Here is a 13495-nt window from a genome sequence, read left to right on the forward strand (position 1 = left end):
CATGCCTATTGAATGAGTAGCTCTACTACTGCCGGTTTCCCGTGTTGACGGATATATGTCACCGCCTCGACCACTGTGGCCGCGATGTCCGCTGCGTTCTTTACGGTGGGATAGGCTTTGACATTAAAGGATTGGGCGAGCTGGACGAAGTCGACAGGGTTTTGAAAGAAACTGGTCGCAATATGAGCTTTGTCGATATCCCGGTTGCGGCCACTTGCCACACGGATAGCGTGTTGGGTGGAGTTGAAATACAGTTGATTGTTCATTACGACAATCAGAAGCGGGACATTGTAAGCGGATAGTGTCCACAGTCCGCTCGGGGTATAGAGGAAATCACCATCAGACTGCAGATCGACACACAAGTAATCCTGATCTTTGAGTGCGAGTGCAGCTCCAGTTGAAGCCCCTAGTCCATAACCGAGCCCACCCCCACCGTTAAGGCCCAGGTAGCAGTTAGGCCTTTCGAGGTCCCAGAGCTTTTTTACCCAGCCATCCACCGTGATGCTTCCGCTGTTCGTCAAGACCCATGGAGTGTCTTTCAGGCCAACCCACACTTCCTGAACGGCGATGGAAACGTGGGGCACCGCGTATGTACGATGCTCATCAAGCTGCTTCTGGATACTCGCTTTTGACGCGCGTTGTGCCTGGATAAGCCGATCTTCACTGAATATTTTCTCAGACCTGTGAGCTGGTGTTTTGAGTTGTGCATCTAGGGCGGTTAGTTCGCTGAGCAACGATTCGAGAGATGCACAGGTGTCACCGATGTACGCTGTGCAGTTCGGAACGGGACGTTGATAATCGGTTGCCCATTTGCTGCTGAGCAGGTCGTTGCAATCTATAGTTGCAATCTCTACCTTGGTCGTGAGGTCGCTCAGTTGCTGGTCTGGGAAGATATCCAGCAAGGCTCCTTCCAGATCCTGAACCTCTAGGGCGATGACTAAATCAGCGAGAACGAAGTTATTCCTATCGTACTGGGTACCGTTGCGTAGATGGCGACTCGGGAAATTGAATCTGTTACCCCGATCAAAGATCACTGCTTGAACGAGCTCTGCAACGGCGACCAATGGCATTATGGTAGAGGGATTCCGACCTGAGAAATCCACGACGATTAGGGGCGCCTTGGCCTTTATCATCTTCTGTGCAATGGTGCGAACCGCGGTGTCACCCAGGCCGGGTAACTGAGGCGGGATTTCAGGCACAGGCATGGCTGCCAAAAGATTGTCTTGCAGCGGTTGCTCCTGAACGTCGAAGTCGACTGCGACCAGGGTTGGGGCGTGGACGCCCGCTTCCATGAGCTTTCTTGCCTTGTTAAGTGACATGACAGTAGCTGATTGACTGGTTGGCTGATCGCTCCATTTGACGAACTCGTTAACTGCGGCGGGTAGGTGCGTTGAGGTATGAATCCAGTCGATCCATGGTCGGCGCTTGGCGGCGTCGATGGGCCCATTCCCCGCGATCATGAACAAAGGCACTCGGTCGCACCAGGCATTGAAGATAGCCATTGACGCGTGCAGGAGTCCGACATTCGCATGAATGAGTATGGCCATGTGCTTGCCAGAGGCCTTGTAGTAGCCGTGGGCAATAGCCACCGCTATTTCCTCGTGGCAAGCCATCACAATCTCGGGGGCAAATCCTTTGTTAGCCTCAAAGACGAGCGAATCGTGAATTCCACGGAAAGAGGCGCCTGGATTGAAAACGACTTTGTCAAAACCGTTCGCACTCAAGAACTTGACGATATAGTCCGAAAAATAGGTGGTGTCCGGAAAGTTATTCACAGGAGACTCCCTTCGCTTAAATAAAGCGAGTTGTTTCGAATTGCTTAATAGCAGCTGTCGTTACGGTGCCAAAACCGATATCGACGGGAGCGGTTATGACATTTTTTACGCGGTTGACTCTAGATGAAGGCCGTGCGACTGGGGTGGGGAAAAACAGATCGGATTGTCCCGCTTCCGTTGTAAAAGCTTTGGGAAGCAAGAAACTCAATGTTCTGCCTGCATCGATCAGCGTTGCACATTCGGCAACTTGCACACCTACCTGATATCCGATGCCAACTGCGTCGGCGAAGCGTGCCAATTTCAGTGCTGGGGTGATGCCGCCGAGTTTGGCAACGCGTAAGTTGAAATACGTGCAACTTTCATGTTTTACCGCTTCTATGGCGTCTTCCTGGTTGCACAGTGATTCATCGAGCATTACCTTGATGCCCGTACTGCGCTGGAGCTTGGCGAGTGCTGAAAAACTGTGTGGAAGCAGAGGTTCTTCAATAATATTTACTTGTCGATCACGCAATGCTTTACAGCGAATGACCGCTTGGTCGAACGTCCAGCCCATATTGACGTCGAATATAATCTCCGTATCTAAACCTATTATTGAACGCAATCTGTCCAGAGTTTCTAAGTCATCGGAAAAGCGTGAGGTCGCTTTTACCTTCACGAGATGAAACGGTCCATGACTTGCCATGAATTCTTCTAATGGCAGGGAGGAATCCTTGACCTGAGAAAACGGTCTAGTTGTTTCCTCCCGTTCGGATTCTGTTAAGTATGCTAGTACCGACGTCTGCAATCGTTTGCAAAGCACATCAATTGCCAATAACTCAAGCGCGCAGTTAGTATTGTTCTGCGGTATGAAATCCAGCAGTTGGTTCACGCCGCATTCAAGCACTTCCTGCAACACACCGGCAGGGTCTGAAGATTCAAGACCAGAGTGGTAGCGTTTCCAATTTAGCTGTGCCAGCTCGGAGTCGACCGAATCCAGTGTCTCGCCCGTGACGTAGTTCCTGGGAGCGCATTCCCCGTTAGCTCTGACCTCCTCGTTTTCAAACGTGAGGATCAGCGACTCGGCTCGAGTTCTTTTCTTAGCTGAATGGCCAAAACTCCTAGCCATCGGCATATCGACTGTGTAGGCGGTTAACTTACACATGTGTACTGTGGCCATTGGAAGACACATAGGCCGAGACCCAATTAATCAGGCGTTGGCAGACGTTCGTGTAAAGCAAGTAATGCTTGTTTGTCGAAAGTTCCAGCGTCTCTCCCAAGTAATCGAATAGAGATAGGTACTGTTTTTTCGCACTTTCCAGATTGACGACAGGGTCTTCATAACCGCTAATGAAGATACTTGGCGTGTTCCGACAGAGCTCTTTTTGGTACAGGTACATCATTTCCATTTCGACTAGGCGAGCACGTGATGAGGCCTTGATCTTTCGGGTTGCAAGCTTGTCATTACTGATGAAATCCACGTAGCGGCGTTGATCGGAAAAGTCCTCTGGTTTCAGGCCTGCATCCCAGTACTCGTTCGACTGTTCGCGCAGCATCGCCTGGATTTTTCGTGGTGGCAGGGTGTGGTGAATTTTCCCCAGCCAAGACGAGCAGAAAACCAGAGACTCAAAATCAGTGTTGAACTCTGGGTCTGCCAGAAGGGCGGCAAGAAAAGAGCCGCCCAAGCAATGTCCAAACAACCCGAGCGGTATGGAATCACCGATCTTTGCCCTGACAACCCGGATGGCCGTGCGATAGTCTTCCAGCATCAGTTCGACAGGCGGTAGTTCGCCTCGGGAGCCATCACTGAGCCCGCACCCCCGGCGATCGAGAACATAGAACGCCACATCGTTTTCCGCGAACTGGCAACCTGCTTCCCAAAGCCAACCTGCATGGCTTTGTAACCCATGAAAATAGAAGACAGCGGCCTTCGGCGCTTCTGGCGTCCATGAGTGGAGCGCAAGATTACAACTCTCCATGGAGAGGTATTCAATACAACGTTCTAAATGTCTGGTATTTAAGATGTTCATGTCTGGCCCCATTAACGAGTTATTACGGCAGAGAGAAAATCAAGGTCTTGCTGGAAAGGCTTATACTTGTACTGGTTGGCGTTCGCACTGGCTCGCTTGCTCTCGACATAGCGAGTTATCGCATCCGATTCCACTGTGATTACCTCGATAGGGGCGAGCCTGTTCGATTCACGTTTTGCAGCGTATTCGATGTTTTCAACTTTTAATTGGCTATCCAGCGTTGTGGCCAGCACCGAGGAGTTGTGTGTGTCGCCGGATGTTACTTCGACCATGAAGGTATAATGGGGAGGCTCTCCCCAATTTGGCCCACACATGAATAGCCCCATCTCCATCTTGTGAATTTGGAACGTTCTTTTAATAGCTTCGGATATTTGTGTTTCGGTCAGCTTTTCTCCCGTAAAGGAGTGGAAGACGCCGTCTCGTCGAATGAAATGTATCCAAGGAATGCCATTAACGATTTTATCGACTCGGTAAATATCGCCGGTCCAGAGGCGGTAGAAGCCATTACCTTGGCTCATTATGAGATGGTAGTCGTTTCCCTCTTTTAGCTCGTCGAACAGCAATGTTTTTACATACTCACGACGCTCTACGATTTCCCGCAACGGCACGTCGGAGGGAACAAACTCAAAGTAGGCTTGGGTAATGGCGAGCGGTTGGCTATACGCAGTATCGTCGACCGGAATGGTGGTCACCCCCTCCGAGCCGCAACTCATAAAGGGAAGCTTCTTGACGCCGGGGAAAATGGAATCCAGCTTGCCTTTATATAAACTCGCCGAGGCGGTCAACCAGCAACTGACAAACTTCAGTTCCGGCCATATGTCGACCAGCGTAAAGTCAGGACGCGCTAGTATCGAATCCAGTGTTTCTGCCAGCGGCTCGTTTGGGGCGTCAAAGGGCTCACCTTTTAAGGTGCCGTTATGAATGTCTTCGATCAAGGTACTGCGGAACTTTGAAAAATAGTCTTTGATCGAGATGAGCGTGCTGGGATTGATTGCTGAAATGCAATGCAGCCGTTTACCCACGAAGTGTCGGATGCGGAGATACATTTTCTGATCATGGGCAATCGGCATCTCCGGAACAAACCATGGTTCTTCATACCATGGGGGGAACCAATCTTCAGTGCCGATTCTTGGGTGGCGGTTACTGATCGCCTGGTAATACACTCCTTGTAGATGCTCCTGTACGTTCTCCCTGACCGTTTGGGTGTCTAGCACGGCATAGGGGTGATCCATGATTTCGGGATAATTTCGAATATAGGTTGCCCACAGAACTTTCATGGCCGGTATTCGATAGGCCTGAAGCCAATGTAGGGTGTAAGGGATCTTCTTAGGTAAGCCGGTCGTCCCGCTGGTTTTTAGCCAGCGCATGACTGGACTACAGGTGAGTACGCCGCCTTTACATTGAGCTTCTCGCTCAATTAAAGGTGTGAAGTCTTCATATCTCATGATGGGTAGGATGTTACGAAATGAATCTTCATCGTTAACATACTCGGTATAGGATTGTTCTCTCCAATGTAGAGAGTTACGGCTAATATCTATGATGTCTTGCAGTACATTTCGCTGTACTTGCTTCGGATTTTGAAGTGCGCCCAGGTATTTATCATAAGCCGCCACGCACTCTTCTAAGAATTCATCTTTGCGTTCATACCAATCGAGAGAACGATCTTTACGAGACATGGAAATTTCCTTCTTCTCTAATGACGGGTTTATTGAACTAACGGGAAATCGTATCTACGCAGTAGACGGCTCTGAGACTGATATCTTGGGAAGCCAACTACCGGTCAACGAAGGCCATCATTCTTTCGTTGTAGCGTGGCCCTGAAGCAGGGAGCTCTCTCGTAATCTGCTCAAGAGCGTTCATCACCTCGGGTGACAGCGAGTAGTGACTGGCCTCGCAGTTTTCCTCGAAGTATTTGCGTCGTTTCGTGCCAGGGATGGGGACGATATCTTCGCCCTGAGCCAAGATCCATGCGATGGCGAGTTGAGCGGGCGTCATGCCCTGAAGTTCGGCGAGGGTTCTGATCTCTTTTGCAATTGATACATTGTTGTCGTAGTTTGCACCTTGAAGACGCGGATCCTGAGCGCGGAAATCCGATGCAGGGTAGTGTTCCGCGCGCTCTACGGTACCGGTGAGGAACCCACGCCCCAGGGGACAGAAAGACACGAGGCCGATACCGAGTTTCCTGAGAACCAGGAGCACATCCAGTTCGATGTTGCGCTCCCACAAAGAATATTCGCTTTGCACCACTGACAGAGGGTGAACGCGATGGGCTCGTTCTATAGTGTTGACCCCCACCTCGCACAGGCCAAGGTATTTCACTTTACCTGTGTGAACTAGGTCACCCATTACGCCGACCACCTCTTCGATAGGGATGTCCGGATCAAGACGATGCTGATATAGAATGTCAATGTAATCGGTGTCCAGGCGCTTCAGGCTGGCGTTCACTACATCGACGATATGTTCGGGGCGGCTGTTGACACCGACTATTTTGCCCCCTTGCAGGTCAAATCCGAACTTCGTCGCGATCACCGCTTTTTCGCGAATACCTTTGAGCGCCTTGCCGATAAGGACTTCATTGGTGAACGGGCCATAGGCTTCCGCGCTATCGAAGAAATTCACCCCGAGGTCGATGGCTTTGCGCAGTGTTTTGGACGACTCAACATCATTGGGCTTGCCATACCATTGACTCATGCCCATACAGCCGAGACCAAGCCTGGAAACCATTAGACCTTGTGAGCCGAGTTTTATATGTTTCATCGTTCACTCCTGAAATTGAGTTGATCTACATTTATTTTCTTAACTTTAATCAATGAGAAATCATGCACCTCTTTTGTATCTAGATCCGTACACCTTAAGAGCCACTGAGGCGTGGAATGGTGTTCGGTGCTACCGAAGTGGAGATATTCCACTTTTATATTTCTTTCTCTTTCTATGCCTTCCCAATTCTCGTAGATGACCTTCATCAGACTTACCTCCTGAGCTGGTTTCTATAGTTGTTCTATTGCTAAATTAAATAAAGGCAATATAATTAAAAACACCTTTTAGCATGACTAAAAAGAGTGGTTGCTTGTTATGGATAAATTAAAAGCGATGCAGGTTTTTGTTCAGGTGGTCGACAGTAACAGCCTTACCAAAGCTGCTCAGAAACTTGATCTTTCCGTCGCGATGGTTAGCAACTATCTGAAATTTATGGAACATGAATTAGGTGCGGCTCTGCTTGTCCGAACCACACGAAAGATATCCATTACGGATTTCGGGGCCTATTATTACAAGACATGCCATAGTGTCTTTGATCTGTTGCGTGAAAGTGAGGAAGTGGCTTCCCATATCATTGAAAACCCAGAAGGAGTTCTCAATATTTCCATGCCTCGCTCGTTTGGCATATTTGGGTTCCTACCGGCACTTGAGAAATTTTATCAAGCACATCCGAAGATAAGAGTTGATGTTTCGATAAACGATTCATTAGTGGATTTTTCTGATAGTCGCTTCGATGCTGCTGTGCGTCTAGGTTCGCTTTCGGATTCCTCCCTTGTAGCACGGCCCCTTAGACCCTACACGCTGGTTTTGTGTGCTTCACCCGAGTACGTGGCTAGGAAAGGAGAGCCTGCTACACTTCAGGATTTACTGGGACATGACTGTATCGCGACGCATTTTGACGATCATAAGACCGCATGGAACGCGCTACAGAATACCTGGGAATTCATAAATGCCGATGCCGAGTTCAAAAAAGTATCTGTTCCGGCACGAATGCAACTGAATGACGCTCAAGGTGTTTGTGTTATGGTTTTAAGCGGACAAGGCATCGCCTTACTTCCAGAAGTTATGGTAAGTTCTTACTTGGCAGAAGGTCGATTAGTTATGCTGTTGCCAGATTATAAGATTCCGCATCGGCCGATGAGTTTGGTATATAGAAAAAACTGTTATATGCCTTCTAAGTTGAAAGCATTTATTAGTTTTGTTGTTGAGGAATTTAGTTGATTTTGCATGCTGCGCCATTTCGCGGCCTTGGCCATAGGTCATGCTTTTTCGAGCAGTCGACGGTATCCGGTTCAAGGCAGCATTGAAGCCTGGTACCGCTGATATAGCGGTGGCATCGTTCATTTTAGCGAGATTAGCCCCGCCGTTGCCGTAACACCATCACCCCCGCGATTAAGATCATGCCCATACCCACCCAAGTCATGGCATCGGGCACCTCGCTGAATAGCAGGTAGCCCCAAAGGCTGGCAAAGATGAGGTAGGCGTAATCAAAGGTGCCGATCAACGCCGAAGGGGCAATTTGATAGGCCCTTGCCACCCCGGTATTCACAATGATCAGCAGTAGGGCGTAGGCGCCCACGATCAATAACGCTGTGGCGTCTAGCGGTTGCCATCCGGCGAACAGGAACGGTGCGCGTTCGGCAAGTGTTGCCGTGCTGTTGATTGCCACCAGCAAGCTGAAGAGAGTGCCTGCTGCCAGGAAGGCTAGATTTAATCCCAGGGTGAGAAGTAAGGGGTGTTCTCTTTGGCAGTGGTGGCGAGTGACCAGCATGGCTAGCGCATAAAAGAGGGCGGCAAGCACGGGTAGCAGTGTGGCAGGTGTGAAGGTGTCGCCTCCAGGGCGCAACACCACCACCACGCCCAGGAATCCGCAGAGTATGCCCAGCCAGGCCTGGAGTGAAAGATGCTCGCCCGCCCCAAAAGCAGCCAGCACGGCAATAAACAGCGGCGTGGTGTAAATGGCGACCGCCGCCACCGAAAGGGGAATCAGCGGTAGTGCTGCGTAGTAGGCTATCCACATCAGCAACAGAAGCAGGCTTCTAATCGCCACCCAGCGCAGAGATCTTACCTTTGGGCGGGGGCCTGAATGGCCAATGATCAACACTAACAGTATCGGCAGCGATAGTGATGACGCGATGACATAGAGTTGCCATAGCGACATACTGGCACTCAGATACTTAACCAGGGCGTCGGTCAACGCCAGCAGAAACACAGCCCCCACGATAAGGCTTATGCCCTGTAGGATATTATCTTGTGGTTCAGCGGTGGCCTTCATTGCAGCGTTCCAGAGTTGAATTCCGCTCTAGAATGCCGCTGCCTCTAGCAGTACTTCAAACAACTTCTGCGTCACAATGCATGAGCTCAGATTATGGATAACTTCATCAAGTATCTTCCACCACTGGCGACGCTACGACCCTTTGAGGCTGCTGCCAGGCTGGAAAGCTTTTCGCGCGCGGCCGATGAACTCCACCTGACCCAGGCGGCTATCAGTCGACAGATCCGTGCGCTGGAGGAAGACCTTGGCGTGATGCTTTTCGAGCGCCGTAATCGCAGTGTGTTTCTTACCCGCGAGGGGCGTGAGTTTGGCCGTACGGTCTCCCAGGCGCTGGAAAGCGTCGCCACGGGGGCTCAGGCGCTGCGCGGCGACCCGGATGATAAGCGCGTCGTGTTGTTCTGCCAGTTATGCGAAGCGTTCTATTGGCTGATGCCACAGCTGGCTGACTTTAATCGTCGCTATCCTGACATTGAGATACAACTGGCGACGTCGACACGGCCGATTACCGAATTTAGTGACAACTTCGACGTCGCGCTGCAAACCAACGGACGACCCAGCGGCAGCTATCGATTGGTGTTTACCGCCGAGGACGAGATATTTCCGGTCTGCAGCCCAGCTTACCTGAACGTTGTCTCCACGCCGCTGAGTCTCGATGCGTTACTTAATCATCGATTGCTGCACCACCACGCTGAACCGCCGGATTGGCTGGAGTGGGATGACTGGTTTCGGGCCATGGGGCACTTTGAACTCTCATCAGCGGAGAGTGCTGTTTTCGATAGTTATCCACTGCTACTGCAAGCGGCTGTCGCGGGGCACGGTATTGCACTGGGGTGGCGGCGCACGACGCAACGCTTAATTGAAAATGGCGAACTGATCCGCCCGGTGGCAGAGAGCTTGCCCCAGCACGATGCCATCGCCCTATACACACGCCAGGGCGCACCTCAACGCGTAGGCAGCGAAGCGTTATTGGGTTGGCTGCGTGAGGTGTTGGGTGATGGGCAGATTGCTAAAGCGACAGGCTTGGCGCTAGATGAAGTGGCTAAGCTGCACACTGAAGGTAAGCGCTGACCTGCTTTTATTTACATATTCCCACTTCATACATCAAACGAAAGGGCAGTCCAAATGACTGCCCTTTCTGTATTTGGCTGCTGAGGATGGCAGGCATCCCCATGCCATGAAAGTCCCCTGCGTCAGGTTAAGTGTTGCACCTACTGATATTCTTTCTTAAATTTTAATTAGGGAATTAAAAGAGACACTTGGGTCTATCTATTTAGATGAACGTCGGCAAGCATATGAATTGCTGCTGCAATGGTTGTCAATTGACAACCATTGAAGGGGGCTTCATACTCAGAGGCAAATAATGACTCGTACAGCACATCCGAAAAAAGAGATCGAAACTGCCCTCAAACATGCGGAAGCGGAGGGCTGGCGAGTTGAAGTCGGCGGTAGTCACGCCTGGGGCAAGATTTACTGTCCCTATAATGATGATGAATGCCGCTGCGGTGAGTTTTGTATCGCGAGCGTGTGGAGTACACCGAAAAATCCCGGCAGCCACGCCTGGGCAATTCGGAGAGTGGTGGACAAGTGCTCGACCCACAAGCGTCGAGACGAAGCGGAGCCGGAGGATTGAAGAATGGAATATGTTTTTACGCTGAAATACCAACTGGCTGATAGTGACTCTGACCTAGATGCGCTAGTGGAGCGTTTGGGTGCTGCCGGTTGCGATGATGCTCTAGTGGGCGTGGGGCAGCCGGGCCGCTTGGCGCTGGAATTCTCTCGTGAAGCGGGCAGCGCCGAGGAAGCGGTTCACACTGCCCTGGTTGACGTAAAAAAAGCGATCCCTTCCGCGCGGCTGATCGAGGCTTCGCCGGATCTTGTTGGCCTGACGGATGTAGCAGACGTTGTGGGCGTTTCGCGACAGGCAATGCGAAAGCTGATGCTCACCCACCGAGCGACGTTTCCTGTGCCGGTTCACGAAGGCAGTGCCTCCATCTGGCACCTGGCGGAGGTGCTTGACTGGTTGATGACCCGAGGGGGTTACCAAATTGATGTTGGCGTGCTGGATATTGCGAAAGTAGCATTAGAAGTGAATATAGCCAAAGAGGCGATCCGCCATCCGGTTCGTAGCCGCGAGGAAATGGAGTTGCTGACCGCGTAGCCAACAGTTCAATAGTTTGTTGGAGGATAAAGACATGTTGGCAGAAAATTTGGAAAACTGGGCTCAGCAAGAGCGCCAAGTAGGCATTCAGGAAGGCGAAAAGCTGGGCATCGAGAAAGGTGAGAAGCTGGGTGTTGAGAAAACAGCCCGTAATCTGCTTAAGCTGGGGGTGCTGAGTGATGAGCAGATTTCTGAAGCGACAGGCTTGGCGCTAGGTGAAGTGGCTAAGTTGCACACTGAAGGTCAGCGCTGATCCTTGCTTTCATTTACGTATTCCCGCTTCACACATAAAACGAAAGGGCAGTCCAAGTGACTGCCCTTTCTGTATTTGGCTGCTGAGGATGGAAGACATTCCCCATGCTATGAAAGAACTTGATGCAATGGTTCATATTCAGTAGTGAATAGCTGTTTGACGTGAATCAGCAGTGCGCGCTTAGCAAAACAAGCTAGTGGCAACCTGATTTCCTTTTGGCCTAAACGGTAGCCACTTAACCCAGTGGGTAAGCAACGCTTGAGGGCGGGTTCAGGATATAGCCAGAAGGCTCACCCATAGTGATCAAAAAACCTTTTAGGTAAACCTCGCATTCTCTGGACAGAGTTTTTGAAAGCCGTATTATGTTCACTATGAGTGAGCAAAAAGTATCAAAATTAAACCGCTTGTTAGCTAGCCTGGGAGACTCAGATTTAGTCTCCAGCCGCTGGTTGCAGGCGCATGGCTATTCGAGAAGCCTTGTGGCGCGCTATGTCACTAGCGGTTGGCTGGTGTCTCCGGCACGTGGCGTCTACCTGAGAAAGGGCGGGCGGTTGCAGTGGCAGGGTGTATTACGAAGCCTGCAAGAGCGTGAGGGCTTGGCGTTATACGTCGGTGGGCGCTTCGCGTTGGCAATGCAAGGGCATGAACACTACCTGCGGCTCGGCGAAGCTGCCACGGTAACGCTTTACGGGTTTACTCGGCCGCCTGGTTGGCTTAGCCAGTTGGATATGTCTGATCGATTTGAGTTCTGCGGCAAGCCCCCGTTTGACTGGCCGGTACCTGATTTCACTGCTGATATGCAGAAAAATCAGTTGCTTGAGCAGGGCCTTAAGCGGCAAGAGGTGCTTTCTGGGGTGGGAAGCATCGTTTGTTCTACACCTGAGCGTGCGATATTGGAATTGTGTGATGGCTCCCCTAGCGCAGCGCTGGTTTACGAAGCTGATACGCTTATGCAGAGCTTGGCCACACTGAGCCCAAGGCGCGTGACGGCATTGCTACGCCATTGCAACAGCATCAAAGCCAAGCGACTGTTTCTTGCCCTGGCGGATCGTTATCAGCATGCGTGGTTACGCCACCTATCGTTGGATGAGGTAGAACTCGGCAGTGGTAAGCGCGTTCTGGTGCCCGGTGGATGTTTGCATCCGATTTATCAGATCACGTTACCGAGGGACTTGGATGAGCACTTGGGATAAACGCTACACCGACCGTGTACAGCTGCTGGTCGATATTCTCCCAGTTGGTACGTCTTGCTGAGTGGATAGATGAGCCTTCGCGAGAATTTCTGCTTTCTGTTGAAGATGAGCAGCCGGACTTTGATCTGATTGGCCTGCCCCAGGCCCACGAACTGCCCGGCGTTAAACGCAAGTTGCAGAATTTGGCTCGCCGTTCAGGGGATAAGCGTCGGGCAGATAGGCTTCAATTAGAACAAGCGTTGTCGCGGCTTTGGCCTAAGTAATCACATTGAGAGTCTTTATTTTAATAGTATTAGTACAGCGCTCTCAGTCGCTGATCCACTTCACTTAGAGGTCAGTATCTGGTATTGCAAAAGTATTACCCGCTGGCTTAAACGCCACTTGCAGCGGCTAGGGGCTGAGGTCGACCTCAATCAGCTCAACAGTTTGGTGGAGGATAAAGACATGTTGGCAGAAAATTTGGAAAACTGGGCACAGCAAGAACGCCAGGAAGGCGAAAAGCTTGGCATTGAGAAAACGGCCCGTAATCTGCTCAAGCTGGGGGTGCTGAGTGATGAGCAGATTGCTGAAGCGACAGGCTTGGCGTTAGATGAAGTGGCTAAGCTGCGCACTGAAGGTCAGCGCTGACTTGCTTTCATTTACGTATTTCCGCTTCCCACATAAAACGAAAGGGTAGTCCAAGTGACCGCCCTTTCTGTATTTGGCTGCTGAGAATGGCAGACATTCTCCATGCCATAAAAGAACCTGATGCAATGGTTCATATTCAGTAGTGAATAGCTGTTTTGGCGCGGAGCGGTAGTGCCACTTGTATTTGCAGCAACTACCGATGCGCTCAATTTAGATGTTTTACGTGGCTGAGCCCTATTATAAGAACCCCCTTTACTAGCCCATGAGCCGAATATAAATTTTAATCGGCTCACAATATGATCTTAATCATCGGTGCAATCGGCTCGTGTAGTGCTGGGATAGCACCATCATGACCCTTGCAAAAGGTTGGTCTACTACGATCTTCTCAGCGAACTAGCTCTTTGATGCAAGCATCGTCCATATGCTTGCTTTATGCATTCGATATGATATT

The 13495-nt window shown here is 50.8% G+C and carries 14 protein-coding genes and 1 pseudogene; 8 read left to right on the forward strand and 7 right to left on the reverse strand.

What is annotated here, in order from left to right; genetic code table 11:
- Nucleotides 1-5: 5 nt before the first annotated feature.
- The 5 genes from ACFIOZ_RS04040 to ACFIOZ_RS04060 all read right to left on the reverse strand — a co-directional run bounded on the left by ACFIOZ_RS04040 (nt 6) and on the right by ACFIOZ_RS04060 (nt 6538).
- On the reverse strand, nt 6-1775 hold the full coding sequence (locus tag ACFIOZ_RS04040; RefSeq protein WP_386082416.1) for a thiamine pyrophosphate-dependent enzyme: 1770 nt from the start codon (nt 1773-1775) through the stop codon (nt 6-8).
- A 16-nt stretch (nt 1776-1791) separates the two neighbouring features.
- Nucleotides 1792-2931, reverse strand: coding sequence for an enolase C-terminal domain-like protein (locus ACFIOZ_RS04045; RefSeq protein WP_386082417.1), 1140 nt, complete (start codon nt 2929-2931; stop codon nt 1792-1794).
- Complete coding sequence (locus ACFIOZ_RS04050; protein ID WP_386082418.1) at nt 2909-3781, reverse strand: alpha/beta fold hydrolase; 873 nt, start codon at nt 3779-3781, stop codon at nt 2909-2911. Before ACFIOZ_RS04050 ends, ACFIOZ_RS04045 begins: the two co-directional genes overlap by 23 nt.
- Nucleotides 3782-3792: 11 nt before the next feature.
- Entirely contained in the window at nt 3793-5457 is a 1665-nt protein-coding gene (locus ACFIOZ_RS04055; RefSeq protein ID WP_386082419.1) for a GH3 family domain-containing protein, read from the reverse strand.
- Nucleotides 5458-5554: 97 nt separating this feature from the next.
- The gene (locus tag ACFIOZ_RS04060) at nt 5555-6538 is read right to left on the reverse strand and encodes an aldo/keto reductase (protein WP_386082420.1); all 984 of its coding nucleotides are present in this window, start codon (nt 6536-6538) and stop codon (nt 5555-5557) included.
- A gap of 333 nt (nt 6539-6871) precedes the next feature.
- Here ACFIOZ_RS04060 and ACFIOZ_RS04065 point away from each other — a divergent pair, with 333 nt between their 5' ends.
- The gene (locus ACFIOZ_RS04065; RefSeq protein WP_386083987.1) at nt 6872-7759 is read left to right on the forward strand and encodes a LysR family transcriptional regulator; all 888 of its coding nucleotides are present in this window, start codon (nt 6872-6874) and stop codon (nt 7757-7759) included.
- On the opposite strand, the pseudogene ACFIOZ_RS04070 reads toward ACFIOZ_RS04065, so the two are convergent.
- Nucleotides 7751-7894 (reverse strand): annotated as a pseudogene (locus ACFIOZ_RS04070) (IS30 family transposase); the annotation flags it as partial. The gene ACFIOZ_RS04065 and the pseudogene ACFIOZ_RS04070 sit on opposite strands and share 9 nt — an antisense overlap.
- Nucleotides 7893-8813 carry a DMT family transporter gene (locus ACFIOZ_RS04075; RefSeq protein ID WP_386082421.1) on the reverse strand — a complete coding sequence of 307 codons (921 nt, stop codon included), beginning with the start codon at nt 8811-8813 and terminating at the stop codon, nt 7893-7895. The gene ACFIOZ_RS04075 and the pseudogene ACFIOZ_RS04070, both read right to left, overlap by 2 nt.
- A 93-nt stretch (nt 8814-8906) precedes the next feature.
- Here ACFIOZ_RS04075 and ACFIOZ_RS04080 point away from each other — a divergent pair, with 93 nt between their 5' ends.
- The 7 genes from ACFIOZ_RS04080 (at nt 8907) to ACFIOZ_RS04110 (ending at nt 13044) form a co-directional block, all read left to right on the forward strand.
- The gene (locus ACFIOZ_RS04080) at nt 8907-9881 is read left to right on the forward strand and encodes a LysR substrate-binding domain-containing protein (RefSeq protein ID WP_386082422.1); all 975 of its coding nucleotides are present in this window, start codon (nt 8907-8909) and stop codon (nt 9879-9881) included.
- A 292-nt stretch (nt 9882-10173) separates the two neighbouring features.
- Nucleotides 10174-10443 (forward strand): hypothetical protein, encoded by a 270-nt coding sequence (locus ACFIOZ_RS04085; protein ID WP_386082423.1) that lies wholly within the window; start codon nt 10174-10176, stop codon nt 10441-10443.
- A 3-nt stretch (nt 10444-10446) separates the two neighbouring features.
- Nucleotides 10447-10971, forward strand: coding sequence for a helix-turn-helix transcriptional regulator (locus ACFIOZ_RS04090; protein ID WP_386082424.1), 525 nt, complete (start codon nt 10447-10449; stop codon nt 10969-10971).
- 34 nt (nt 10972-11005) lie between these two features.
- On the forward strand, nt 11006-11224 hold the full coding sequence (locus tag ACFIOZ_RS04095; RefSeq protein ID WP_386082425.1) for a hypothetical protein: 219 nt from the start codon (nt 11006-11008) through the stop codon (nt 11222-11224).
- 371 nt (nt 11225-11595) lie between these two features.
- Nucleotides 11596-12417 (forward strand): type IV toxin-antitoxin system AbiEi family antitoxin domain-containing protein, encoded by an 822-nt coding sequence (locus ACFIOZ_RS04100; RefSeq protein WP_386082426.1) that lies wholly within the window; start codon nt 11596-11598, stop codon nt 12415-12417.
- Between the two features lie 14 nt (nt 12418-12431).
- Nucleotides 12432-12680 carry a hypothetical protein gene (locus tag ACFIOZ_RS04105; RefSeq protein ID WP_386082427.1) on the forward strand — a complete coding sequence of 83 codons (249 nt, stop codon included), beginning with the start codon at nt 12432-12434 and terminating at the stop codon, nt 12678-12680.
- Nucleotides 12681-12861: 181 nt separating this feature from the next.
- Entirely contained in the window at nt 12862-13044 is a 183-nt protein-coding gene (locus ACFIOZ_RS04110) for a hypothetical protein (RefSeq protein ID WP_035563869.1), read from the forward strand.
- The last annotated feature ends 451 nt before the right edge of the window (nt 13045-13495 follow it).

Source organism: Vreelandella sp. F11 (assembly GCF_042466685.1).
Classification (GTDB): domain Bacteria; phylum Pseudomonadota; class Gammaproteobacteria; order Pseudomonadales; family Halomonadaceae; genus Vreelandella.